This is a genomic window from Acinetobacter sp. AOR12_HL (genome assembly GCF_027855275.1).
Classification (GTDB): domain Bacteria; phylum Pseudomonadota; class Gammaproteobacteria; order Pseudomonadales; family Moraxellaceae; genus Acinetobacter; species Acinetobacter baumannii.
The window spans coordinates 134,389-158,104 of record NZ_JAKTIJ010000022.1; the positions used below are offsets into that span (position 1 = coordinate 134,389).

21 protein-coding genes are annotated in these 23,716 nt (G+C 37.9%); 12 read left to right on the top strand and 9 right to left on the bottom strand.

Annotated features, from left to right (window positions below):
- Positions 1 to 3 precede the first annotated feature (3 nt).
- From yccS to MKL36_RS11345, 4 genes are all read right to left on the bottom strand, one after another.
- Positions 4 to 2,154, bottom strand: coding sequence for a YccS family putative transporter (gene yccS, locus MKL36_RS11330; RefSeq protein WP_001061826.1), 2,151 nt, complete (start codon positions 2,152 to 2,154; stop codon positions 4 to 6).
- A gap of 192 nt (positions 2,155 to 2,346) precedes the next feature.
- On the bottom strand, positions 2,347 to 2,922 hold the full coding sequence (gene sodC / locus MKL36_RS11335; RefSeq protein ID WP_001143885.1) for a superoxide dismutase family protein: 576 nt from the start codon (positions 2,920 to 2,922) through the stop codon (positions 2,347 to 2,349).
- A gap of 115 nt (positions 2,923 to 3,037) precedes the next feature.
- Positions 3,038 to 4,156, bottom strand: a complete 1,119-nt coding sequence (locus MKL36_RS11340; protein WP_000553809.1) for an AI-2E family transporter — start codon at positions 4,154 to 4,156, stop codon at positions 3,038 to 3,040.
- Between the two features lie 122 nt (positions 4,157 to 4,278).
- On the bottom strand, positions 4,279 to 4,923 hold the full coding sequence (locus MKL36_RS11345) for a ParA family protein (protein WP_000849145.1): 645 nt from the start codon (positions 4,921 to 4,923) through the stop codon (positions 4,279 to 4,281).
- Between the two features lie 158 nt (positions 4,924 to 5,081).
- On the opposite strand from MKL36_RS11345, the gene MKL36_RS11350 reads away from it, so the two are divergent.
- Both MKL36_RS11350 and MKL36_RS11355 read left to right on the top strand, forming a co-directional pair.
- A complete protein-coding gene (locus MKL36_RS11350; RefSeq protein WP_000118036.1) occupies positions 5,082 to 5,552 on the top strand; it encodes a Holliday junction resolvase-like protein in 471 nt (156 codons plus the stop codon).
- Between the two features lie 136 nt (positions 5,553 to 5,688).
- Positions 5,689 to 6,252 (top strand): hypothetical protein, encoded by a 564-nt coding sequence (locus MKL36_RS11355; protein WP_000744750.1) that lies wholly within the window; start codon positions 5,689 to 5,691, stop codon positions 6,250 to 6,252.
- A 49-nt stretch (positions 6,253 to 6,301) separates the two neighbouring features.
- Here the strand turns inward: MKL36_RS11355 and MKL36_RS11360 are convergent, their stop codons facing one another.
- Both MKL36_RS11360 and MKL36_RS11365 read right to left on the bottom strand, forming a co-directional pair.
- A complete protein-coding gene (locus tag MKL36_RS11360) occupies positions 6,302 to 6,835 on the bottom strand; it encodes a hypothetical protein (RefSeq protein WP_021510141.1) in 534 nt (177 codons plus the stop codon).
- 15 nt (positions 6,836 to 6,850) lie between these two features.
- Entirely contained in the window at positions 6,851 to 7,645 is a 795-nt protein-coding gene (locus MKL36_RS11365) for a class I SAM-dependent methyltransferase (RefSeq protein ID WP_021510140.1), read from the bottom strand.
- A 127-nt stretch (positions 7,646 to 7,772) separates the two neighbouring features.
- Between MKL36_RS11365 and MKL36_RS11370 the strand changes: the two genes are divergently transcribed.
- From MKL36_RS11370 to astE, 8 genes are all read left to right on the top strand, one after another.
- The gene (locus MKL36_RS11370) at positions 7,773 to 9,050 is read left to right on the top strand and encodes a hypothetical protein (protein ID WP_086374085.1); all 1,278 of its coding nucleotides are present in this window, start codon (positions 7,773 to 7,775) and stop codon (positions 9,048 to 9,050) included.
- Positions 9,051 to 9,463: 413 nt separating this feature from the next.
- Positions 9,464 to 10,897: an amino acid permease gene (locus MKL36_RS11375; RefSeq protein WP_001191140.1), complete on the top strand. Its 1,434-nt coding sequence runs from the start codon at positions 9,464 to 9,466 to the stop codon at positions 10,895 to 10,897.
- Between the two features lie 1,035 nt (positions 10,898 to 11,932).
- On the top strand, positions 11,933 to 13,204 hold the full coding sequence (locus MKL36_RS11380; protein ID WP_001281781.1) for a Glu/Leu/Phe/Val family dehydrogenase: 1,272 nt from the start codon (positions 11,933 to 11,935) through the stop codon (positions 13,202 to 13,204).
- 144 nt (positions 13,205 to 13,348) lie between these two features.
- A complete protein-coding gene (locus MKL36_RS11385) occupies positions 13,349 to 14,563 on the top strand; it encodes an aspartate aminotransferase family protein (RefSeq protein WP_000437496.1) in 1,215 nt (404 codons plus the stop codon).
- Positions 14,564 to 14,581: 18 nt separating this feature from the next.
- Positions 14,582 to 15,613, top strand: coding sequence for an arginine N-succinyltransferase (gene astA / locus MKL36_RS11390; protein WP_000973732.1), 1,032 nt, complete (start codon positions 14,582 to 14,584; stop codon positions 15,611 to 15,613).
- Positions 15,613 to 17,082, top strand: coding sequence for a succinylglutamate-semialdehyde dehydrogenase (astD, locus tag MKL36_RS11395; RefSeq protein WP_000071645.1), 1,470 nt, complete (start codon positions 15,613 to 15,615; stop codon positions 17,080 to 17,082). Before astA ends, astD begins: the two co-directional genes overlap by 1 nt.
- A gap of 17 nt (positions 17,083 to 17,099) precedes the next feature.
- Entirely contained in the window at positions 17,100 to 18,443 is a 1,344-nt protein-coding gene (gene astB / locus MKL36_RS11400; RefSeq protein WP_000679450.1) for an N-succinylarginine dihydrolase, read from the top strand.
- 12 nt (positions 18,444 to 18,455) lie between these two features.
- Positions 18,456 to 19,430, top strand: coding sequence for a succinylglutamate desuccinylase (astE, locus tag MKL36_RS11405; RefSeq protein ID WP_001150820.1), 975 nt, complete (start codon positions 18,456 to 18,458; stop codon positions 19,428 to 19,430).
- Positions 19,431 to 19,492: 62 nt separating this feature from the next.
- Here the strand turns inward: astE and MKL36_RS11410 are convergent, their stop codons facing one another.
- Positions 19,493 to 20,254: a hypothetical protein gene (locus MKL36_RS11410; RefSeq protein WP_021510137.1), complete on the bottom strand. Its 762-nt coding sequence runs from the start codon at positions 20,252 to 20,254 to the stop codon at positions 19,493 to 19,495.
- Between the two features lie 593 nt (positions 20,255 to 20,847).
- Between MKL36_RS11410 and MKL36_RS11415 the strand changes: the two genes are divergently transcribed.
- Positions 20,848 to 21,156 (top strand): hypothetical protein, encoded by a 309-nt coding sequence (locus tag MKL36_RS11415; RefSeq protein ID WP_086374154.1) that lies wholly within the window; start codon positions 20,848 to 20,850, stop codon positions 21,154 to 21,156.
- Between the two features lie 35 nt (positions 21,157 to 21,191).
- Positions 21,192 to 22,547, top strand: coding sequence for a S8 family serine peptidase (locus tag MKL36_RS11420; protein ID WP_021510135.1), 1,356 nt, complete (start codon positions 21,192 to 21,194; stop codon positions 22,545 to 22,547).
- A gap of 99 nt (positions 22,548 to 22,646) precedes the next feature.
- Here MKL36_RS11420 and MKL36_RS11425 read toward each other — a convergent pair whose 3' ends face one another.
- Together MKL36_RS11425 and MKL36_RS11430 are read right to left on the bottom strand one after the other, a co-directional pair.
- Complete coding sequence (locus tag MKL36_RS11425) at positions 22,647 to 23,078, bottom strand: hypothetical protein (protein WP_001088069.1); 432 nt, start codon at positions 23,076 to 23,078, stop codon at positions 22,647 to 22,649.
- A 94-nt stretch (positions 23,079 to 23,172) separates the two neighbouring features.
- Complete coding sequence (locus tag MKL36_RS11430) at positions 23,173 to 23,592, bottom strand: hypothetical protein (RefSeq protein ID WP_000644157.1); 420 nt, start codon at positions 23,590 to 23,592, stop codon at positions 23,173 to 23,175.
- Positions 23,593 to 23,716 lie beyond the last annotated feature (124 nt).

The window sequence follows — 23,716 nt, forward strand, 5'->3', positions numbered from 1 at the left end:
ATTCTATTTAATTTCATGCTCTAAAAGTTTGCCTTTTAAGCTTATGAGTTCAGGCAAGGTTTCTAATAATAAACTCATTTGTTTTAAGACAAGTGTGTAGTTCTCTGAAAAATGTTCGTGAGTTATTAAACTTTGAATTTGCTTTAAAGTCTGTTCAAGAAAACTAAAGTTAACCGAAGCTTGTTCAAATAAACTTTGTTTAAGAATTTGCTGACAATCCAGTAAAAGTTGTAATACCTGTTGATCATCAATTTTTTGTCTTTGGCTGCCTAATGCTGCGACATAACTCAACTGGCTGTGGCTATAAACCAAATAACGAAAGGCGTAATGAATCAGCTCTGGATTTGGGTTGGGCTCGGCACTTAAGCTTGAAATCATATTCGACAATTCAATTTGTGCGTTATGTGCAGCTCGGCGAATTCGACGATATTCAATGTCTTGATTTTTCCCATGCTGATATTGCTCGACAATCATATTGAAGTAATCAAAGGTGGCTTGGCTACTTTTCTTAATATTGTTTGGAATATTACGGAAGTTCCAGTCTGGCCAAATAAAATTAACAGCAAGCCAAGCAATAAAGCAGCCTAATAAGGTGTCGATTAGGCGAGGTAAAATAATGCTGTAACCTGCACCTTTTAAGTTGAAAATGAGCAATACCATTAAGGTTGCCATCAGTGTTGCCAGCGCATATTTTTTCTGGCGTAAGTAGAAAAAGCTAACTCCACAAATTATGGTAAGAATGAGTTGGCCTTCGATACTAGGAACAAAATATAAAATGGGAATACCCAATAAAACGCCGAGTAAAGTCCCAATCGTTCTAAGCTTTAAACGACTTTTGGTTGCAAAGTAAGTAATTTGGCAAACAAATAAACTAGTGAGCAAAATCCAGTAACCATGTTGGGCAAAAGGTAAGAGGGAAATGGCATAACCTGCGGCAAATACAACCGCAATTCGTACTGCATGTCTAAATAGGGCTGATTGTGGCGTCAGTTGCTGCCGAATTTTTAAAACAAGATCTGAAAATCCTTGAATATCATCATCTAGTAAATTGAGATGTTCTTGCTTGTTCTGACTTAGCGTTTCATTAAGCGGTTGAGCATATTGAAGCTGTTCAAATTGTTCATGCATTCCTTTTAAATTATTAAAAATCAGCTTTAAATTTTTAACTTCAAAATTTTGTGGATGCTGTTGTATCCAGTCTTTCAAAGAGCTTTCCAAATGGTTTAGGCCAATTTGGCTTTCTTGAGAAGACTGATATTGTTGATTATGCAAAATGCATTGGGCTAAATCATGGCAAGCTTGTGCCTGTAAGCGTAGGTTTTTCTGAAAACGAAAAATGAGATCACTACGGCTAAAATTTTGTTGGATATGCTCGTAGTGTAAATAATTAGAAGTTGCCTGCTCGTGTATATCTCGCGCAAAAAAGTATAGGTTTAACCAGTAAATACTTTTATTACTGACTCGTGATGCCTTAAGGCGAGTTAGCAGAGAGCTGCGTATTTGGTTAAGACTTTGCGCAACTTGTGTATTTTGTAGTGATAACTCAAATAAAAGCTGTTCAACATTTTCTTTATTATCTGGGTCGAACAACCGTGCTTTAGCTTGAAGTAAGGCTGAAATTTCTTCAAAAATTTGTGAAAGTTTATCTTGTAAAGGAAGTGTTGGTTTAAGAATAAAAAATAAAATAGAAGTTAGGCCGTACCACAACGCACCATAGACAAAATAAGTAGGCTGTTGGTACCAGTGTGCATATTCTCCTAAACCAAACATGCTATAAATTGAGAGTAAAATCGTACCAAAAGAAATGGTAGCGTAGCGTTGCCCTAAAGCTCCCAATAAAATGAAACAAGCACTGGAAATTGAAAGATATAAAATAAATAAAAATTTATAAGGTGCTAAAAAACCAAGAATAGTGCTGACAGTAAAAAAGAGTAGGCAGACATAGAGCAGGTTGCGTAAACGAAGACTTAAGCGATCATCAAAATCAGTAAGTGCAGCAGCAATCGCACCTAAAGTCACAGGAACGATCAGCTCATTATGACCTAACCAAAGTAAACCTAAAGTTGTGCCTGTGAGTACAATTAAAATTTGCAGGCAATAAATTAAAATTGAATTCGTTTTAAAACGATTGAATAGTTGAGTCAGGTTATTCACGGCTTTTTTCTAAATGAGAGGGTACGTGACAATTGGTATTTAAATTTTTATTACTTGAAAAATATTATGCGTTTTGTTTAAAAAAGTCAGTTTATTTTTTAAGATTTTATAATAATTAATTAGTCTAAGTTGCTTAATAAAATAGCAAAATTGTGGATATCTTTTTAGATACCCACAATTTAAAAAAAGCACTTATTTGATTACACCACATGCGATTCGCGCTCCGCCACCACCTAGAGGCAGAGGAGAATCTGAATAGTTATCACCACCAGCATGGATCATGATAGCGCGACCTTGAATGTCAGCAAGTTTTAAACGTGGTGCAATAACAGCAGTTGTAGCTACACCAGTATTGTCAACGACTAATGCTGGTAAATCGCCTAAATGCCCAGTAGTTGGCGTACCATGATGTGGGGCTTGGTTAGGGTTATAGTGGCTACCAGCAGCTAAAGCAGCGCCTGGTTTTCCATCTTTAACAGCAGGGGCACAAGATGGATTTTCATGGATGTGGAAACCGCGAGTACCACTTGGTAAATCTGCTAAAGCAGGGGTAATGATTAAGCCCTTATCACTATCTTGAAAGCTAATCGTACCAATTTTTTTACCTATACCATTAGCTGTCACTTCATTAACATCCACCACTTTTTTAGTATGCATTGTGGTAAGTGCATGGGCTGTATCAGATACAGTCTTACTTACCGTGCTACAACCAACCGTTAATAAAGCTGTCAGTGCACATACTGCACCAATTTTATTAAATACTGGCATTATAGATATCCTTATAACTATAAATCTGATTTTTTTATTCAAGCAAAGGTGCGTGAACCCTACAAGTTAATTTAAATAGTCACTTTGTATCTTGAAATATTTTTAAATCATTAGCTTAGTTTTTAGATGGTGGTAAATCATCATCTGAATCATAAATCATGGTCGTTTTTGGCATGGGTTCAGGGTCAATTGTCTCGTGAAGCCATTCACGCCAAATTGCTAATAAAACAGCTAAAATAACAGGGCCAATAAATAGACCAACTAAACCAAAACTTGCAATTCCACCCAATACACCGAACATAATCAATAAAAACGGAATTTGAGTCGCACCAGAGATTACAAGTGGACGGATCACGTTGTCTGAACTACTTACAATCAGCACACCCCATAAGATGACGCCAATAGCTTCCATAGTTTGACCTTGAGAGAACAACCATAGTCCAACGCCTAAGTAGGAAACAGGAGTACCAAACGGAATTAGGGCTAATAAGAACGTTGCAATGGTGAGAACCATTGGGTTAGGTACACCAGCGACGAAATAACTTAATCCAGCCAGTACTGCTTGAGCAATTGCAGTTAAACCCACGCCATACACAACGGCACGAGTGGTTTCTGAAATTGTGTCGAGATAATGATGAATACGTGGCCCAATCACCATTTCCAAGGCTTTACTCACTTGGGTTAAGATCGTGTGACCATCACGATAAAAGAAGAAAAGACTTAAAATTGCAAAACAAAGTTTGACGATATTTTTACTAATTTCATTTAATAACACACGCCCATAACTTAAATGGCTTTGTACCCAAGCTGCAATATTTTGAATAGTACTATTAGGGTCTGTGTTAATTTCGTTGAGTGTGCGAGATATTTCTTTACCAATAAACGGAAGATTACGAATAAAATCGGGAACGCTTAAATGACCTGAAAAGACTTGACGCTGTAAATCAAAATAAAGGTTTCGGCCTTCATGTTGTAGAATAAAAATAGCACATGTAAATGGCACACCAACAATTAAAATGACTAAGCTAATCATAACTGTAGCATTTAAATTATTTCGGTTTTCACCAAAAAAATGCTGAATTCTTAAATAAATCGGCCAAGTCATGTAGGCAATAATGGCAGCCCAAAGTACAGGTACAATAAAGTACTTCAGGATGTTAAATCCTAAAAAGATCAGGATAAAAAACAGCCCAAACAATAAAACGCGCTGTAAAGTAGGAGCGTATGGATGCACGAACAAAATTCTCTAATTTTTAAAATAGAATAAGGTCATATTAACTGAAAAATGACCTGAGACAAATTTTAGGCAGGCGTGCTCATTTCTGCATCTTGCCCACCTAAAATAAAGAGATGGTTTTAGAACCACTCAGATTTATCTTCAATCAATTTATTTAAAAGAGGCTGCCACTGGCTTTGAATTGCAATAAAGTTCTTTTGTGGTTTATCAAATACACTTAAACCTTGCATTGCTAAACTGCCATAAGCACTACGCTCTGCAATCCATGCGATAGGTTCATGTTCGATTTTTTCAAAAAATTGCTGAATATCTTTTGAGCTGGCGCTGTTCGGTTTAACTCGGTTTGCAAGTAGTAAAATTTGTACTTTACCTTTACGAATACGTTTAATATCCTGCAAATGCTTGAGAAAACGTCGTGTACTGTCGATATCGAAAAATGAAGGCTGAAGTGGAGTAATAATCGCATGGGCTTCGCTGACTAATTGTTCAGCATGATCACCTGAAAGGGCACCCGGTGCATCAATAATTAAATAGTCTAAATTTTTAGGTGCATCACCAATTGATTTTTCTTGACGCCAGTCGAGGCTTTGAATTACAGCTACGTTATCTGGACGTTGCTTTAACCATTGTAAGGAAGATTTCTGGTTGTCAGAATCTGCCAATGCTACTTTATATCCTTTTTGTGCCAAAGCTGTTGCCAACGTAATGGCTGTCATGGTTTTTCCGCATCCGCCCTTTTGATTTGCAATAAGTATCGTTTTCATAAATTCAGTTATATTCAGCAGCACACTTGTTCTACTTATACCTTAGCATCTTTTTATGTGAAGTAGATGACTGCCTTTGACAAAAGTTTAAGCTACTCCCTAATTTTAGATATGATTGCTCATCTATCGCGATGATGTGTATTTGTTAAGGAAAATTTATGTCCGTATGGCTGGCCATGCTTATTGGTGCTGGTATTGGTATTATTATCACGACGCTCATTTTATCAAATACCCGTAATGGCCGAATCAAGGCTGAATACGAGCAATATATTGCCGAGTTGGAGCTTGAGCATCAACAAGCCCTTGCCCAAGCACAAAAGAGAAGTGTGAATACGAGCCGCGCCGTATTAAAAGGAAAAATGGCAGAACAATTTGCGCCAGTCTTGCCGGAGTTTCAGTATTTGCCAAGTGATGCCAAGTTTATGGGCGACCCAGTTGATTATATTATTTTCGATGGCTATACCGATTTTCGAGATGGAGACGGAACTGCCGATGATATTCAAATTATTTTGCTGGATGTCAAAAGTGGAGGGGCACGTTTAACAAAGGGGCAGCAAGCAATTGCTCAGGCAATTAAGGAAGGGAAAGTTCGCTTTGAAACTTTAAGAATAGATTTTGAAGATCAATAATCTATTTAATTAGGCACAAAAATAGACGAAATTGATCTGTATTGTTACTAAATTCCGATATTTTTTTCATACCTTAGAGCTACCATAAAACGAAGATCTAATGAATTTGATCTAGCAATATTTGAGGTATAAAGCGATGAAAAAACAACGTTTGATGATAGCTTTGCTGGCGACTTTAGGTATGGGTTCAGCATTTGCATCAACCTCGAGTGAATACAATATTGCCAATGGCTTGCTTCCAGTTGAAAAAGATCAATCAATTTCTGTATTACAACCATTTCAGGGAAATTTTAGGATTTTAGGTTCAAAAATTTATCACAATGATGAGCAAGCCAAATTTTCACCGATTGATTATGCGGTAAGTTGGGGTTTATTTGCTCAACCTGAAATAGCGCGACATATTTCAGTGAAACAATATGACCGCTATTTAAACTGGAAAATAGCAAAACTTCCTGTACCAGCTGAGCAAGCGATGCAGATGGTATCGAATATGCACATTATTCCTGCAAACCCTGAAATCGCCCAACAAATTAAGCAAGTTAAACGTGGTGATTTGGTTTATTTAAAAGGTGATCTGGTTGAAATCAAAGATAAAGATTTGGTTTGGAAGTCATCTTTGACCCCAACTGATACCGGCGATGGTGCATGTGAACTCTTCCGTGTTCAATCCATTCACTGGGTTGAAAAACAAAATATTTAAATTAAAAAAGCCTTCTTTATAAGAAGGCTTTTTATTGCATGCAGTTAAATTAATGCTGCTGTGAGGCTTTCCAGTACTTTAACTGATTTTGTGCTTGTAAATAGTCAGCAAGCTGTTTGACCTGCTCATCTTTACTTGCTTGCTTATCACTAAAGTTCTTTTCTTGGTTTTCCCAGTATTGATAAAGTAGACCTTGAATGTAACGGCCTTGTTCAGTTTTTAAGTCGAGCTCTTTTAACATGGTCAATGCTGAGCGCACATTATCAAGCGTACGTTTTTGTTCAAATTCTGTGGTGAGCGTACCTGCCTCATGCATTTTTTCTAGCTCAGTTTCCATTTCATCACTCATTTCAGTAAAGCGACGGTCATAGTCTTCCAATAAAGCAATGTCATGCGCATCGTCAGCACTGGCCGTGAACTTTTTAACAGGTCTTTCATTGAGCTTTTCCATTACCTGATCGGTAGATGAACTTGTATGAGGTTGCTCAGTCTTTGCTGGCTCATCTGCTTTTTTACAAGCCGTCAATAATAGGCTAGAGCTGAGCAAAGACATTAAGATGATATGAGGCGTTTTTTTTAACATAGCTTTCAACCGAACCTATTCTCTATGATTTGACGACGTACTTTTTTGAAAATGATATGCATATGTGACATATGGAAAATCAATCTGATCTTGTGGGCCTAACCCAGTAAAATCATAAACAATTTTTTCAAACTGAGCTTTGAGCTGTAATTGATCTTTTTCGGTCATTGCTGCAATAAAACTTGTTGAAAGTAACCGTTTACTCACCACTTGTTCGACAGTACCATGTTGCGATTGCGAAAAAGTATTTAAATTGTCAAAAGTAAATAAATCTTGCTCTTCAAAAACCTTTTTCCACCTTTCACTATGGTAACGAGGTGTATCACCTTCAAGTGGTAGTAAAAAATCTGCTAAAGCTTTTACCCAGTCTGTACCTTCATCGCGCTGGTTCCAAACAAGTCCTAAATGTCCTTGAGGTTTTAATACCCGATGGATTTCGGTCAATGTTTCTATGTTGTCAAACCAATGAAAAGATTGAGCACAAATGACCGCATCAATCTGTTGGTCATTTACCGGAATATTGTGGCTAAAGGCTTGTAAAGTTTTAATATCAGGATAGGCTTGCTGAAGCTGTTGTAACATCTCGCCAATTGGCTCTACCGCAATAATATTGGCATGTGTCTGTTTTAAGTAAGGTAAGAATTTGCCAGTACCCGATCCAAGATCGATAACAGTAGAATTTTCATGTATTTGGAGCCGATCTTGTAGCCAACTTACTATTTCTACGGGATAATTTGGTCTAACTTGCTGATAAAGCTCAGCAGCAGAGCTGAAGCCTTTTTGAGCGGCAGGATGTAAGGATTGTGTCATATTTTGCGCTTTTTAATCTGACTGGCATCTATAAAATAAGATACTCCGCAATCATAAATTGGCAAAACACCTATTTTGTTTCATTTTTGACGATGTATGTGGGAGTAAATTTTCTTTCGGTGTGAGCATGGATAAGCAAATTATTTTTGAAGACGAACACATTAGAGCCATTTTTTTACAAGGCGATTCTAATACATTAGTTCTCTCTTTTGGCGATTTGATTACCCGGGCGAGTGGCTTATCTATCAATGCTGAAAAGTCTCTAATAAAGTACCAATACAATGTTATTGGGGTGATGCCAAAACAAAAATCATGGTTTCCAAAGGCCAGTATGGTTGAGCTGGCAAAAGTCATTTTGCCTATTATTCAGCGTTTTAAAAATATTGTAGGTTATGGTGGCTCAATGGGCGGCTATGCAGCAATTAAATATTCGAATTTATTAAATATGAATCGAATCATTGCATTTGTGCCTCAGTATTCAATTGACCCTGAACAAGTTGAAGACCGACGCTATGCTGAGTTCTTCGATGCTGTCGCGAATAAAGACATGCAAATTCAGCCGCAAGATGTAGATGCAAGTCGTGAATACATTATTGTTTATGATCCTTACTTTTCAATTGATCGCGAACATTACTTAAAAATAAAAGAGATCTTACCAAGTTTACATACAATTCATTTGCCTTTTACAGGACATGAAGCTTTATCTGTATTGGCAAGCTCAAGCCTTTTACATGATTTTATTGAGCATGAATTTGATGAAACGTATTTCTATCAACAAGTTCGTAAAATCAAAAAACAAAGCAAGTTCTATTATCGTAATGTTCTTGCAAATGTGCTGACATACCATGACAGCATGTTATTGAAAATATTGCGTCAAAATGACTTTCAGTTAGATGAACGTTATTTAGACAATCCACTTAAGCAAGCAGTCACTCGTAGTCTTATTAAAACAAAGCAAGCTACAGAGCAAGATTTCCAGAAGCTTGGAATTAAAATTCAGTATAGGCAGCAAGCTGAAAACCATAAAAAGGGTTTGAAAAATCAATTTGAGGCAATACTGGTATTTAATTTGATTAATCTAAAGCTTGAAACCTATGCTGTAGATGTAGTGTTGGCGAACCCATTATATTTGATTCCGATTGTGGCAGAACACACTGGGGTTGTTCAGATTGAATTAAATAATGAACTTTATTTGTTAGGGATGAATGACCGAAAAATTATTAAATTGTTTAAACAGGGTGATGCACTCACTTCGGATATGAGTCCATTTGCCATTAAACAATATTCTGATTTCTTTGCGTTAAGCTACAAGCAATTAAATTTAAATTGTGATGAACAAGGTGTATGTGATTACGTTGAAGGTTCCGTTCAGCCATCTCAACAGTTTGTATTGACCAGTTACTAAGTTATTTCCTCGATTAAATAAAGCTCAAATCTTAAGATTTGAGCTTTATTTTTTGCTTAAAAAATATTTTTTTATCAATTTATTTGTATATAAAATTAAAAGTCATTATTTAAATAAATAGTGTGTCTAATTTTTAAATAAAGATAGAGCTAAAAGCAGGCATGGGGAATTAAGTGAAAAATTATTATGTTTTAAAAAGTATAGTTTTTAAATTTATATAAATTAAAGAAATGATGTAAGATTAATTAAAATACAATAATTATCCTAATAATTATTAATTGTTTGTTTTTAAAATATATTTTATTTGAATGGTAAAGGTTTGCTTAAAATAACTCCACTATTCAAAGATAATTGCATATTTATTTTTTTATCCTAAAATGATTTTTTACTAAATTGTCGTTACAGTTTTTTATATGCAATCATTAAATTATCGGAATAATGATGCATCGCAACATGGAAGTTCTGCACCTTTGAAACGAGCAATGAGTACTCGACATTTGGTGATGATCTCCCTTGGCGGTGCCATAGGTACAGGTCTTTTTCTTGGGTCTGGCGACGTAATCTCTCAAGCAGGTCCAATTGGCGCAATTATCTCTTATTTCTTGGGCGGTTTAATTGCCTATACCGTTATGCTGTGTCTCGGTGAGCTAGCGGTTCATGTCCCTGAGTCTGGCTCTTTTGGTGAATACGCACGGCGTTATATCGGTCCAGGTACGGGATATATGATTACTTGGCTGTATTGGCTGACTTGGACTGCAACTTTGGGAACTGAGTTTACCGCTGCGGCCTTGTTGGTTCAGGAGTGGTTTCCATCTACCTCGGTGTGGGCTTGGACTCTTTTCTTTGGCGCCTTGGTTTTTTTTCTTAATGTAAGTTCAACCCGCTTATTTGCGGAGTCTGAATTTTGGCTGGCGCTTGTAAAAGTAATCACCATTATCTGTTTTATTGGTTTGGGGTTGCTTGCAATTTTCGGCTTTATTCCTTATCAGGGGCATGAAACAGCACCATTGTTTAGTAATTTGACTGCTCATGGTTGGTTCCCAAATGGTCTTTTCCCAATTTTTGCCACTATGCTTATCGTTAACTTTGCTTTTTCTGGCACAGAATTAATTGGGGTGGCGGCTGGCGAAGCTGAGAATCCAGCAAAAACAGTTCCTAAGGCAATTAATGCGGCTATTTGGCGCTTATTGATTTTCTTTGTTGGTACGATTGTAGTGATTAGTTCACTATTGCCATACCACCTAGCAGGTCTTAGTGCAAATGATGTGAGCAGTAGCCCATTTGTGACTGTATTTAATTACATTGGTATTCCGTATGCAGAGGATATTATCCGTTTCGTAATTATTACGGCTTTACTTTCAGCTGCTAACTCGGGTCTATTTGCTGCATCACGTATGATGTGGTCGCTTTCAGCAAAAAATCAATTACCTAAAATTTTCGCGAAACTCACGCCGTCTGGAACACCTATTATTGCCATTATTGTCACCATGTTTGGTGCTATTCCAGGATTGCTTTCAGAACAATTTGCACCAGAAACAATTTTTAAAAATTTGTTGGGTGTTGCTGCTTTTACAATGGTTGTTGTTTGGATTGCAATTTGTATTTCGCAATTTAACTTCCGTAGACAGTGGTATAAGTCAGGAAAAACAGTAAAAGATCTACGTTTCGCTGCACCACTTTTTCCTCTTACTCCAATTGTAGGCGGGCTATTCTGTATAGTTACTTGTATCAGTATGGTATTTGATCCTTCTATGCAAGTGGGCTTTATCTGCTGCATTATTTTTATCTTGCTATGCTATGTCAGCTATTTCATCTTTTATCGTAAAAAAGATATAGCTCAAAACTAAGTCTTTTGCTTACTTGGTTGTGTTGATTGAAGGCTCCTTATGGGGCCTTTTTTCATGGGCGTAACTTGAGCTTTAAAGTGAGTTTTATATATTTTTTTTGAAAATGTTTTTTTTATTTTGATAATAAAAGCAAATATTGACACATAAATTAACCACTTGTCGGAATATTATTAATAGCTAATTATTATAAGTTTTTAAATAAGTATATGTTTATCATGGTTATTTAATAAAGAGATTGTTTAAATATTTATATATCTTTGTTTTGAATTAGAGAAACTGAATAAATATTATGAAAATTTATAGAAATTTTAAGAATTTTTTGAAATTTTTTGTTAATTAAGTCTTTGTTATTAAATGGTAATTTTTTAATCATTTTTAATTTTAATATTTTTTTAATTTCCATAAAATAAAATTATTATAGTCTAGTGTTTTTTTAGGTTTGGTTACTTTTTTATTATAAAAAATAGAGAAAATTGATTATTTTTTCTCTGCTTGTTTATTTTAAAATGTTCTAAATTAACTTGCTCTGTGCTATATTTACTTAAAGATTTTATGTCTATATGAAGGCTTGATTAACTCGCTTGAGTAGTGATGTGAAACTTGCAGTATTACTGAACAATTTTTATTTAAAAAGACTAATGGAGGGATCTATCGATTAGTCAAAAATAATTTTAGGGACTTATGGTTTTTTTGTTTCATGAACCCTAGTTCTTTTTAACTCCCAAACGGTTATGTCACCTCTTTTGTACTTATTTCCAGTCGACTTATTTGAGTTGGTTGCGGTGGAACTTTTGCTTTTATAAAGAATTTTTATAAATGGCAGATGAGGCAAAAGAATATTGTAAAAGATATCGATATATAAAAGTAAATCGTACTTTTGATATCACAAGATGGAATTTAAAAGGTCTAAAGCTTTAGAAGAGCTGAAGATTTTATAAATAAATCAAAACATTGTTATTGCAAGGTTTTGGTTGCTGAATAATAAAGACTGCAGATTTATCACATCTGAGTCTGTGTAGGTAGATAGGAAAAAAGATGTCAGATCTTTCATACGTAAACGAACATAGCGATGCATGGCAAACTTACTTGGCTCAAATTGACCGTGTAGCGCCATACTTAGAACATTTAGCTGATTATATCGATACTTTAAAACGTCCTAAGCGTGCGCTTATTGTGGACGTGCCAATTGTAATGGACGACGGTTCAATCCAGCACTTTGAAGGCTACCGTGTACAACACAACTTGTCTCGTGGTCCTGGTAAAGGTGGTGTTCGTTACCATCCAAATGTTGACTTAAATGAAGTGATGGCATTGTCTGCATGGATGACAATTAAAACTGCTGTTTTGAACTTGCCATTTGGTGGTGCAAAAGGTGGTATCCGTGTTGACCCACGTAAATTATCAAATCGTGAATTAGAGCGTTTAACTCGCCGTTATACGACTGAAATTGGTCATATTATCGGGCCTCAAAAAGACATTCCTGCTCCAGACGTTGGTACAAATGCCAATATTATGGGTTGGATGATGGATACCTACTCTACTAGCCAAGGTCACACAGTGACTGGTGTTGTAACTGGTAAACCAGTTCACTTAGGCGGCTCTTTAGGTCGTGTGAAAGCAACTGGTCGCGGTGTATTCGTTACTGGTCGTGAAGTTGCTGCAAAAATCAACTTACCAATTGAAGGCGCAAAAGTTGCTGTTCAAGGTTTTGGTAATGTAGGTAGTGAAGCTGCTTTCTTATTTGTTGAATCAAAAGCAAAAATCACTCACGTTCAAGACCACACTGGCACAATTTTCAATGCTGATGGTATTGATCTTGTTGCGCTACGTGATCACGTAAATGCAAACCAAGGTGTTGGTGGTTTTGCTGGTGCACAAGCAATTGCAGATGAAGATTTCTGGACTGCAGAAGTAGACATCATTATTCCTGCTGCATTAGAAGGCCAAATTACAGTTGAGCGTGCTGAAAAACTTAAAGCTAAGTTGATTTTAGAAGGCGCGAACGGCCCGACTTATCCTAAAGCTGAAGATGTATTGGTTGAGCGTGGCATTGTTGTCGTTCCTGACGTGGTATGTAACGCCGGCGGTGTAACTGTAAGTTACTTCGAATGGGTTCAAGACATGGCGAGCTACTTCTGGAGCGAAGAAGAAATCAACGAGCGTTTAGACAAGTTGATGGTTCAAGCAATGGATGACGTTTGGAATACAGCGAATAAGAATGCTTGTACTTTACGTACAGCAGCTTACATCTTGGCATGTGAGCGTATCTTAAAAGCTCGTAAAGAACGCGGTATTTTCCCAGGCTAATCTGAGGAAACTACCTTTTAGGAAAGGTGGGCCGAGCAAATATAAAGGATGTTATAGGGTTATTTGTTCGGTCCCTTTTTCTAAATGAATTAAATTAAAGACAGTAAGACAGATTAAATAAATTAAATAGATACTGAGGTAAGCATGGAACAGCCAATTTCTGTAACTCGAAGCAACTTTAATGACTGGATGGTTCCAGTATTTGCACCGGCAAATTTCATTCCGGTACGTGGTGAAGGTTCACGTATCTGGGATCAAGAAAATAAAGAATATATCGATTTTGCAGGCGGGATTGCAGTAAATGCATTAGGTCATGCGCATCCAGTGGCAGTCAATGCGTTAACAGAACAAGCAAAAAAACTTTGGCACGTCGGTAATGGTTATACCAATGAACCCGTACTACGCCTTGCAAAACAACTCACCGAAAATACATTTGCAGACAAGGTTTTCTTCTGTAACTCAGGTGCAGAAGCGAATGAAGCAGCATTAAAACTGGCTCGTAAAGTTGGACTCGACAGCGGTGTTGCAGGTAAAAGTGGCATTGTAGCATTTAACAATGCTTTCCACGGCCGTACTTTATTTACCGTTTCAGCAGGTGGCCAACCAAAATATTCACAAGACTTTGCACCACTTCCAAACGGTATTAGCCATGTTGCTTATAATGATTTAGAAGCAGCTAAAGCAGTCATAAATGAACAAACTTGTGCAGTAATTGTAGAGCCTGTACAAGGTGAGGGCGGGGTAATTCCGGCTGATATCGAATTTTTAAAAGGTTTACGTGAACTGTGTGATCAGTTCGGTGCCTTACTTATTTTTGATGAAGTACAAACTGGTGTGGGCCGTACCGGTGCACTTTATGCCTACATGAACTACGGTGTGATTCCAGATGTACTTACGACTGCAAAAGCATTGGGCGGTGGTTTCCCGGTCGGTGCAATGTTAACAACTGATAAATTTGCACCGCATTTTTCTGTTGGTACACATGGTACGACTTATGGTGGTAACCCGTTAGCAAGTGCGGTTGCAGGTGCAGTTTTTGAGTTTATTAATACACCGGAAGTACTTGAAGGCGTAAAACACCGTCATCAATATTTCCTTGATGCATTAAATACTTTAAATGCTGAATATCAAGTATTTGATGAAATTCGTGGTCAAGGTTTATTGATTGGCTGTGTACTAAAAGCTGAATATGCAGGTAAAGCGAAAGACATTACCACATGGGCAGGCGAAGAAGGATTACTCGCTTTAATCGCAGGACCTAACGTGGTTCGTTTCACTCCTTCTCTAATTATTCCTGAACAAGATATTGATGAAGGGATTGCTCGTTTAAAAAGAGCTTTGGCAAAGTTGGCTAAATAAAAAAAAGGAAAGCTAGCCATGATGATTGTCCGTCATGCCGAGTTTCGAGACCTTGAAGATATTTATAAATTAGCAGGTAAGTCAGGTGTTGGCCTGACTTCCTTGCCACAAAATATGGATACGCTTTCGGCTCGAATTTCACGTACTCGCAATACTTTAAATGGCAATGTTCATAAGAGTGAACAAGGCTATTTATTTGTTCTTGAAGATACCGAAGCTCAACGTGTTATTGGTGTAAGTGCAATTGAGGTTGCGGTAGGTTTAATTGAACCTTGGTACAACTTTCATGTGGGAACACAAGTACACGCTTCAAAAGCATTAAACGTATATAAGTCATTACCGACTTTATTTTTAAGTAATGACAGAACAGGAAGTAGTGAGCTCTGTACATTATTTTTAGATCCGGAACGCCGTGAAAACCAAAACGGTAAATTCTTATCGAAAATCCGTTTTATGTTTATCGCAGCATTTAAGCAATATTTTGAGAAAAAATTAATTGCGGAAATGCGTGGCTACTCTGATGAAAATGGATGTTCACCTTTTTGGGATGCGATTGGGCACCATTTTTTCAATATGGATTTCTCAACTGCAGACTATTTAAGTGGTATTGGCCAAAAAGTTTTTATTGCCGAGCTGATGCCACGTTTTCCAGTCTATGTTGACCTTTTGCCAAAAGATGCGCAAGAAGTGATTGGAAAAATGCATCCACATACTTTGCCTGCTTATCATGTGCTTGAATCAGAAGGTTTACGTTATCAAGGATATGTCGATATTTTTGATGCGGGGCCAACTATTGAAGCGAATATTGATGAGTTGCGTGCAGTCAAAGAAAGTCAACTCTTAAACGTCAAAATTACCAATGAGGCAACAGTGGGTAAAACACAATACCTTGTTGCCAATGATAATTACCACGACTATCGGGCCATGTTATTGAAGCTTGATCTCGTAGATAACACTTTAAATTTAACGCATGAACAAGCTGAAAAACTCGGTGTACAAGAAGGTCACGCTGTTCGTGTGTTATCACTAAATCCTATGGAAGTATCCTGATGTCAAACTCTTTATTTATAAACGGTGTCTGGTTACAAGGCAGCGGTACAACATTTGTAAAAACAAACCCGGTTGATAACCAAACTGTATGGTCAGGTGCTGAAGCTACGGCTAGTGATGTTGAGAAAGCTTGCCAAGCTGCTCGTACAGCATTCCCAGCGTGGGCGCGTTTACCTTTTGCTGAGCGTGTGGCGATTGTAGAAAAGTTTGCAGCTTTGCTTGAAGAAAATAAAAAGCATTTAGCGGAAGTGATTAGCCAAGAAACCAGTAAACCTTTTTGGGAAACATTAACTGAAGTTCAGTCAATGATTGGCAAGGTTGCAATTTCGATTCGTGCTTATCACCAACGTACCGGTGAAAGCTCAACTGAAATGGCAGATGGTGTGGCATCTTTACGTCACCGCCCACATGGCGTACTTGCAGTTTTTGGTCCATACAACTTCCCGGGCCACTTGCCGAACGGACATATTGTTCCTGCGTTACTTGCTGGTAACACAGTTGTATTCAAACCAAGTGAATTAACGCCTTGGACTGCTGAAGAAACTGTAAAACTTTGGCAACAAGCCGGTTTGCCAAATGGTGTAATGAATTTGGTGCAAGGTGGTCGTACCACGGGTGAAGCGCTAGCTGCCTCACATGAAATTGATGGCCTGTTATTTACCGGAAGTGCAAACACAGGTTATCACCTACACAAACAAATGGCGGGTGCTCCTGAGAAAATTCTTGCGCTTGAAATGGGCGGCAATAATGCATTGATTATCGATGAAATCGAAAATATGGATGCTGTTGTTAACCTCACTATTCAATCTGCATTTGTTTCGGCTGGGCAGCGTTGTACATGTGCGCGCCGTATCTTGGTAAAAAATGGTGCGCAAGGCGATGCATTTATTCAACGTTTTGTTGAGGTTGCTAAAAACTTAAAAGTTGGTCGTTGGAACGATGAGCAACAACCATTTATGGGCGGCGTAATTTCATCGGCTGCTGCAACAAACATGATGAATGCTCAGCAAAAGTTGCTTGAGCTTGGTGCAAAAAGCTTGTTGCCAATGACACGTCCTCAAGAAGACAGCTCATTACTTACTCCAGGCATTATTGACGTAACAGGTGTGGCGGGTATTCCAGATGAAGAATATTTCGGTCCGCTTACCACTATTCAGCGTTATGACAGTTTTGATGAAGCATTAAAAATTGCCAATGCAACTCGTTTCGGCTTGTCAGTTGGATTAGTTTCTCCAAAACGTGAATTGTTTGATGACTTACTCATTGAAGCACGTGCCGGAATTGTGAACTGGAACAAACCATTAACAGGAGCATCGAGTGCAGCACCATTTGGTGGTGTAGGAGCTTCAGGTAATCACCGTGCAAGTGCATTTTATGCTGCTGACTACTGTGCTTGGCCAATGGCTTCACTCGAAAGTGAAAGCTTGACGTTGCCAGAAAAATTATCTCCAGGGATTGTGTTGCCTTAACACTAGGGAAAGAAAAAATGAAAGGATATGAAGTAAATTTTGATGGTTTAGTGGGACCAACACATCACTATGCGGGTTTGTCTTTTGGTAATGAAGCATCGACCAAAAACCGCAATAATTTGTCTAACCCAAAATTGGCGGCGAAACAAGGCTTATTAAAAATGAAAGCTTTGGCTGACATGGGCATGAAACAAGGTGTACTTGCTCCGCATGAGCGTCCACATGTTCCGATGTTACGCCGTTTAGGTTTTACCGGAGATGACATTAGTGTTGTGGCTCAAGCAATGCGTTATTCACCAGAGCTACTGTCATCTTTAAGCTCAGCTTCTCCAATGTGGACTGCAAATGCTGCGACAGTTTCACCTTCGGCTGATAGCCAAGATGAGCGCGTGCATTTTACAGCGGCTAACCTGAACAATAAATTTCACCGTTCAATTGAAGCTGAAACTACAAGCCAAGTTTTACAAGCGATCTTTAAAAATGAACGTCATTTTGTACACCATGAAGCTTTACCGCAAGTGGCTTTGTTCGGTGATGAAGGGGCAGCAAATCACAATCGTTTAGGTGGTGATTATGCTAAACGTGGTGTTCAGGTGTTTGTTTATGGTCAACAACATTTAAATAATGGTTTACCGGGACCAAAACGTTATCCTGCACGTCAGACACGTGAAGCGAGCGAGGCCATTGCACGATTGCACCGTTTAGATGAAGCACATACCGTTTTTGTTCAGCAAAACCCGGATGTGATTGATCAGGGTGTTTTCCATAATGATGTAATTGCGGTAAGTAACCAGCAGGTTTTATTCCACCATCAACATGCATTTCTAAATCAAGATCAGGCATTTGCCGAAATTCGTCAGAAAATGGCAAGCATCGGTGAAGACTTTATTTCAATTGAAGTGCCTGAAAACCGTGTGACGGTGGACGATGCTGTTGCAACATATTTATTTAATAGTCAGATTTTGACTCGTCCAGATGGCGGAATGACCATTGTTGTGCCTGAAGAGTCTCGCCAAAATGCTGCAGTGTGGAGCTATTTGAATGACATGATTCAAATGGGTACACCAATTGATGCAATTCAGGTTTATGACTTGCGTGAAAGTATGCGTAACGGTGGTGGTCCGGCTTGTTTACGTTTACGTGTAGCATTAAATGAAACCGAATTAAATGCCGTAAATCCAAAAGTTCTCATGAATGATCAATTGTTTATGACGCTTAATCAGTGGGTAGATAAACACTATCGCGATCGTTTAGCACAAGAAGATTTGGCAGATCCGCATTTACTCATGGAAAGCCGTATGGCACTTGATGAACTGACTAAAATTTTAGGTTTAGGTTCGGTTTATCCTTTCCAAAAATAATGAGGAGGTGACATGCAAGATTTTCTAGCATTAACCTTACAAGGTGAGCAACCTGCAACGCGCGAGGGAAAACAAGCAAATTTTTCTTGGCGTTGGTTAGGTGAGGGACTTCTTGAATGTACACCACATGCGCAGTACGACAAAGCTGTCGTACTGTCAGCTGGAGTACATGGGAATGAAACGGCACCAATTGAATTGCTATCTCATCTTTGCACCGATTTATTTGCTGGGCGTTTAAAGCTTGCGGTGAGATTATTGCTTGTATTGGGTAATCCCTATGCGATGCGTCAAGGCAAGCGTTATGTACATGACGATGTAAACCGTATGTTCTGTGGTGGGTATAAAAATCTACCTGTAACTGAAGAATCTAAGCGTGCTGAGGTTTTAGAGCAAACTGTTGCCACCTTCTTTCAGGAAAGTTCGAGTCAGGCAAAACGTTATCATTATGATTTGCACACAGCAATTCGGGCTTCATTATTACCAACATTTGCTTTATTTCCATATCAAACGCATAGCTATGATGCTGATCTAACGGCAAGTCTTGAAGCAGCTGATTTGGATGCTTTGGTTTATCATAATGCGGTAGGTAAAACATTTACCCATTTTACGAGTGAGAATTTTAAGGCGGCGAGTGCAACTTTAGAGTTAGGCAAAGCATTGCCATTTGGACAAAATGACTTGAGTCAATTTGCTTCAATTGATGAAGTCATTCGTAACGTGGTTTCTGAGCAAGCTTTACCAGTGCGTAATAAACCAAAAATTCGTGTGTTTCAGGTATCTGACTCTTTAATAAAAAAAGATGAAGAGTTCCACATGAATTTATCTGCTGAGGCTCCAAACTTTTCAACTTTTACTAAAGGCGAAATCATTGCGACTCAACCTTCTGGTAACTATGTAGTTGAACAAGATCAGGTCTGGATTTTATTTCCAAACCCGAATGTGAAGATTGGTTTACGTGCAGGCTTGGTTTTAACTGAAACAATCTGAATAGTTAATTTTAGACAAATAAAAAAGGGCGATGAATCGCCCTTTTTTTATTGCTAACTTAATTAGTTAGTACCGAAAAGACCTTTAATAAAAGATTTCTTTTCGCCTTTTTGTGTAGTCGCTTGAGCGCCTGCATTTACGTTTGCATTTGCATTAATACCAGCAACATTAACACCAACGTTTACACCTGTTTGAGCGTTAACTCCATGAGCCGGTTGAGCTGCATTTAATTTTGCTTGAGCATCAGCTTTAGCGTCAGCAACGAATTCTTTTTGCTCAGCTTGATTTTGTGCTACACGAGCTTTAACAGCATCTACGCGTGCTTGAGCATCGGCCTGTTTTTCAGCAGTAAATTCTTTTTGGTCAGCTTGTTTTTCTGCTACCTTAGTTTTTACAGCATCAAGATGTGCTTTTGTATCTGCTTTAGCTTCAACTGCTAGGTTTTTAGTGCCAGTTGCAGCCTTAGTCGCTAAATTTTTTGTACCTGTAGCTGCTTCGGTAGCAAAATGTTTAGTACCAGTTACAGCTTCACTTGCTACATGTTTAGTGCCAGTAGCAGCTTTAGAAGAAAGTTCAGTTACTTTACCTGTTGTTTTTTTTGTAGCTTTAACGGTTGTGTCAGCAGCTACGTGACCAGCATGTTTTGCTGTGTTCCCTACAGTATGTGCAGTATTTTTGACTGTATTGGCTACGCCACTAACAAGACCACCTGGTTGTACGTTGACTTGAGCAGATGCACCTGCATTAACGCCCGCACTTTGTGCAAAAATAGAGGCAGAAGCAAGTACACTTGCAGTAACGATAGCTGTTTTCATCATTTTCATTGCGATATCCTTCAAAGAATATACCCTTTTAGTGAGGTATTTCATAAACGCAATCGCATCATAGCTAAGGAAATATGAGCTTGGGAACTCACTTCATCAAAACGTTACAACAGTGTTACATTGAGTAAACAGACTAGGGATAAATTGTGAAGATTAATAAAAATTAATAATAAAGTGAAAAAGAACATTTATTTTTTAGTTATTCTTATTAAGCTGGTCCTATTTTCATCTTACAGCTTTTTAACCTTCATCTCCTAAATTTTTCTATCGTTGTTCATGTGATACATGCCTATATCTCTAAATGTGATGTGTTTCTCATTATTTATTGGAGAAAACGGCATAATAATTGCTTATTATGAGAATAGGGTGCTTTTTTAGCACTTTTTTGAACCTTATTCTGCCAGAAATATAAACGTAAAGGGCAGAACTGTATTTTTGCTTATTCGAGAAAAGATATTTTAGCTTTTCTCATGTTTATACATTTTATGAAATAGAAATTTCACATGAAATGTAACTCAAGAAATGTCTCTTTATTTCGAATAATCAAAAATAAATATAGATGTCTATAAACAAAAGAACAGAGATCTTAAATGATGAAAATTATAGCTTCCCTACTTGTAATAGTCGGCTTGATCGCCGTTGTTCTTTATTTCAAACCCACAAGCGGTGCATCTGATGTGTTCAATTCTGCTTTACATGAGACGAATTTTCCACAACCAGATACTTCATCTTCTCTTTCTAAACTTAAGGAGCCTACTCAACCTAAAAACGTATCTTTAAATTCAAACCACTCTCAATCGGTATCAGCAGATACCGTTCCTTTTTATGACACAAAAAGTGATCCTTCGATTCAACCGATTGATCCAGAAAAAGATCCAGCAAATGAAATAAAAGCGAAATAAGCAAATTGTTAGTTGAAAAACTACGGAGAAAAATAATGCAAAGTAAAACGTTGTTTCTATTAGGTCTATGTACAATTTTCAGTACAACTGTGTCCGCTCTTCCTTTGGATTCCAAAGGGGCCAAACAGCGGTTAAGTCAGGCAGCAAAACAAAAAGTGTTCCAAGGTAAAATAGATTTAGATGCCTTGGTTAGTAATGATTCAAACGATTTAATTGTCGAATACAATATTCCTTCATCGAGCATACCTTCCGGTTTAGAACGGCGAAGTTATATTGCTACAAATAAAAAGAATCTTCAGACAAGGTTTAATCGTGCCGGTGGTGTACAAGTACTTCGGGATTACAATAACCTGCCTTTGGCTTTTTATCGGATTAGTAACCGTGAGGCTTTAGTATCTTTATTAAATGATCCGAACGTTAAAGCAGTTTATCCAAACCGTATTAACCGTACTACAACTACTGAAAGTTTGCCTTTGATTAATCAACCACAAGCCAATACCAATGGTTTTACGGGGGAGGGATCTAGTGTTGCTGTGCTGGATACAGGGGTAAATTATCTACATTCAGATTTCGGATGTACCGCTGTGAATACTCCATCAAGTACTTGCCGTGTGGTTTATTCTTTTGATAGTGCACCAGATGATGGCACTTTGGATGATGATGGGCATGGTAGTAACGTTTCCGCTATTGTGTCGAAAGTCGCCACTAAAACTAAAATTATTGGTATTGATGTATTTAGAAAGGTCAGATCGCAAGGTAAGTGGGTAAGCACCGCTTATGATAGTGATATTCTCGCGGGGATTAACTGGGCTGTAAACAATGCACAAACCTATAATATTAAAGCGGTGAATTTGAGCCTTGGTGTGCCGGGAGTCAAATATACCTCTGAGTGTAGCGATAGCAGTTATGGAACAGCATTTGCCAATGCGCGAGCTGCTGGCGTGGTTCCGGTTGTAGCCTCTGGTAATGATGCCTTCCCTGACGGAATTTCATCTCCTGCTTGTGTGGCAGGGGCAGTAAGGGTAGGCGCTGTTTATGATAGTAATATTGGTGGTGTGTCATGGGGTAACCCCGTGAAATGTTCTGACCCTACTACAGCAGCAGATAAGGTAGCCTGCTTTAGTAATGGGGGAAGCCTTGTGACTTTATTGGCGCCGGGTGCAATGATTACCGCAGGTGGCTATACCATGGGCGGTACCTCTCAAGCGACACCACATGTGGCAGGTGCGATTGCTCTATTGAGAGCGAATAGCGTGAGTCCAACTGAAAGTATCGATCAAACTATTAGCCGGTTAAAAGCTACGGGTAAACCTATTACTGACTCAAGAACGGGCTTGGTTTTCCCACGGATTGATTTACTGGCGGCAACCAATGGTTTAACCGTTAACTAAATGGCATATTTATAATTTTTTATTAGGTCCAAAAAATTTAAATGGCTATGGCTCGTTGCAAAAGATAACTTCTGCAACGAGTTTTTTTATGAAAAAGCCTTAATCACACTTTGCTAAGTTGTCTTTACTAAAATTACTTTGAAGTTTTTTGAAGTTATTTTGAATTTCGGGATCTTGGATATTAAAAGTGGTAGAGCTTTTAGTTGTCGAATTGGTCGCTTGACTTAATATGCCAGAAGAGTCTGGATATTGCTCTGTAAATGATTGAGCTGAAATCAGGCCTTTATTATTAAAAATCCAATGTTCAGTTACTTGTCCACCACCTAAATAACCCGTAAATTCAATCATACAAGCTTGCTTATCGTGTTTAATGAGCTTGGCTACATTGCCTGTGGTGGTTGGATAAGCTTCGATATTGGTATCTTGTTCTAAAACTTGTGCCTGAGGATAAGAAGAAAGAGGTGCGGTAGTTGCACATGCAGTTAATGCTAAGCAGCACAGGGTAGAAAAGAGAAGTTTTTGACTGTTCATAAGGCAGGTTCCTAGCTCTTTGTAGTGGATGTATATCTTTTTTAAAGTGTGTTTCTTTGGAAGCGCGATATGATCGCGCTACTCTGATTTAATTTTAATTGGCAGTCGTACTAGATTTACTTAGCTCACCTTGTTCGATTGGAATATTTTCACCGTTTCTACTGCTGGTGATATTTTGCTTAGCTTGTTCTATTTTCTGTTCAGTAAATACTTTGGCTGTATCCGCTTTTTGTTGAACAACTTCTGCTTTTTCGGCGGTAAATTCTTTCGTATCTTTCCATTTTTCACTAATTTTATTTGAAGTTTTTTCAGAAGCGCCTTGAATAGAATCTCCTAAATTTTGAATGCCTTTTCCTGTTTTGTATAACAGTACGCGGCCTAAGCTTGGATTATCACCATAAGGCATTGTCTTGGAAGTTGTTTCATTCACTTGTTGAGGTTGAGGTGTTTCAGCAAAGAGAGATGATGAAACCAAGATAGAGCTTGTAATACATAAAATTTTTATGGCTTTCATTTTGGATTAATCTCCCCAATGGCTATCAAAATATGGATAGCTGATCTTACTGTTAAAAATAAATCTTGTGCAGACATGAGATAAAACCCATACGATTTGATTACGAGAAATCATCATTTGAAGG

Excerpts from the sequence above, each read along its gene's own strand:
- sodC (WP_001143885.1), bottom strand. The coding sequence starts at position 2,922 with ATGCCAGTATTTAATAAAATTGGTGCAGTATGTGCACTGACAGCTTTA.
- MKL36_RS11345 (WP_000849145.1), bottom strand. The coding sequence starts at position 4,923 with ATGAAAACGATACTTATTGCAAATCAAAAGGGCGGATGCGGAAAAACC.
- MKL36_RS11350 (WP_000118036.1), top strand. The coding sequence starts at position 5,082 with ATGTCCGTATGGCTGGCCATGCTTATTGGTGCTGGTATTGGTATTATT.
- MKL36_RS11355 (WP_000744750.1), top strand. The coding sequence starts at position 5,689 with ATGAAAAAACAACGTTTGATGATAGCTTTGCTGGCGACTTTAGGTATG.
- MKL36_RS11360 (WP_021510141.1), bottom strand. The coding sequence starts at position 6,835 with ATGTTAAAAAAAACGCCTCATATCATCTTAATGTCTTTGCTCAGCTCT.
- MKL36_RS11365 (WP_021510140.1), bottom strand. The coding sequence starts at position 7,645 with ATGACACAATCCTTACATCCTGCCGCTCAAAAAGGCTTCAGCTCTGCT.
- MKL36_RS11370 (WP_086374085.1), top strand. The coding sequence starts at position 7,773 with ATGGATAAGCAAATTATTTTTGAAGACGAACACATTAGAGCCATTTTT.
- MKL36_RS11375 (WP_001191140.1), top strand. The coding sequence starts at position 9,464 with ATGCAATCATTAAATTATCGGAATAATGATGCATCGCAACATGGAAGT.
- MKL36_RS11380 (WP_001281781.1), top strand. The coding sequence starts at position 11,933 with ATGTCAGATCTTTCATACGTAAACGAACATAGCGATGCATGGCAAACT.
- MKL36_RS11385 (WP_000437496.1), top strand. The coding sequence starts at position 13,349 with ATGGAACAGCCAATTTCTGTAACTCGAAGCAACTTTAATGACTGGATG.
- astA (WP_000973732.1), top strand. The coding sequence starts at position 14,582 with ATGATGATTGTCCGTCATGCCGAGTTTCGAGACCTTGAAGATATTTAT.
- astD (WP_000071645.1), top strand. The coding sequence starts at position 15,613 with ATGTCAAACTCTTTATTTATAAACGGTGTCTGGTTACAAGGCAGCGGT.
- astB (WP_000679450.1), top strand. The coding sequence starts at position 17,100 with ATGAAAGGATATGAAGTAAATTTTGATGGTTTAGTGGGACCAACACAT.
- astE (WP_001150820.1), top strand. The coding sequence starts at position 18,456 with ATGCAAGATTTTCTAGCATTAACCTTACAAGGTGAGCAACCTGCAACG.
- MKL36_RS11410 (WP_021510137.1), bottom strand. The coding sequence starts at position 20,254 with ATGAAAATGATGAAAACAGCTATCGTTACTGCAAGTGTACTTGCTTCT.
- MKL36_RS11415 (WP_086374154.1), top strand. The coding sequence starts at position 20,848 with ATGAAAATTATAGCTTCCCTACTTGTAATAGTCGGCTTGATCGCCGTT.
- MKL36_RS11420 (WP_021510135.1), top strand. The coding sequence starts at position 21,192 with ATGCAAAGTAAAACGTTGTTTCTATTAGGTCTATGTACAATTTTCAGT.
- MKL36_RS11425 (WP_001088069.1), bottom strand. The coding sequence starts at position 23,078 with ATGAACAGTCAAAAACTTCTCTTTTCTACCCTGTGCTGCTTAGCATTA.
- MKL36_RS11430 (WP_000644157.1), bottom strand. The coding sequence starts at position 23,592 with ATGAAAGCCATAAAAATTTTATGTATTACAAGCTCTATCTTGGTTTCA.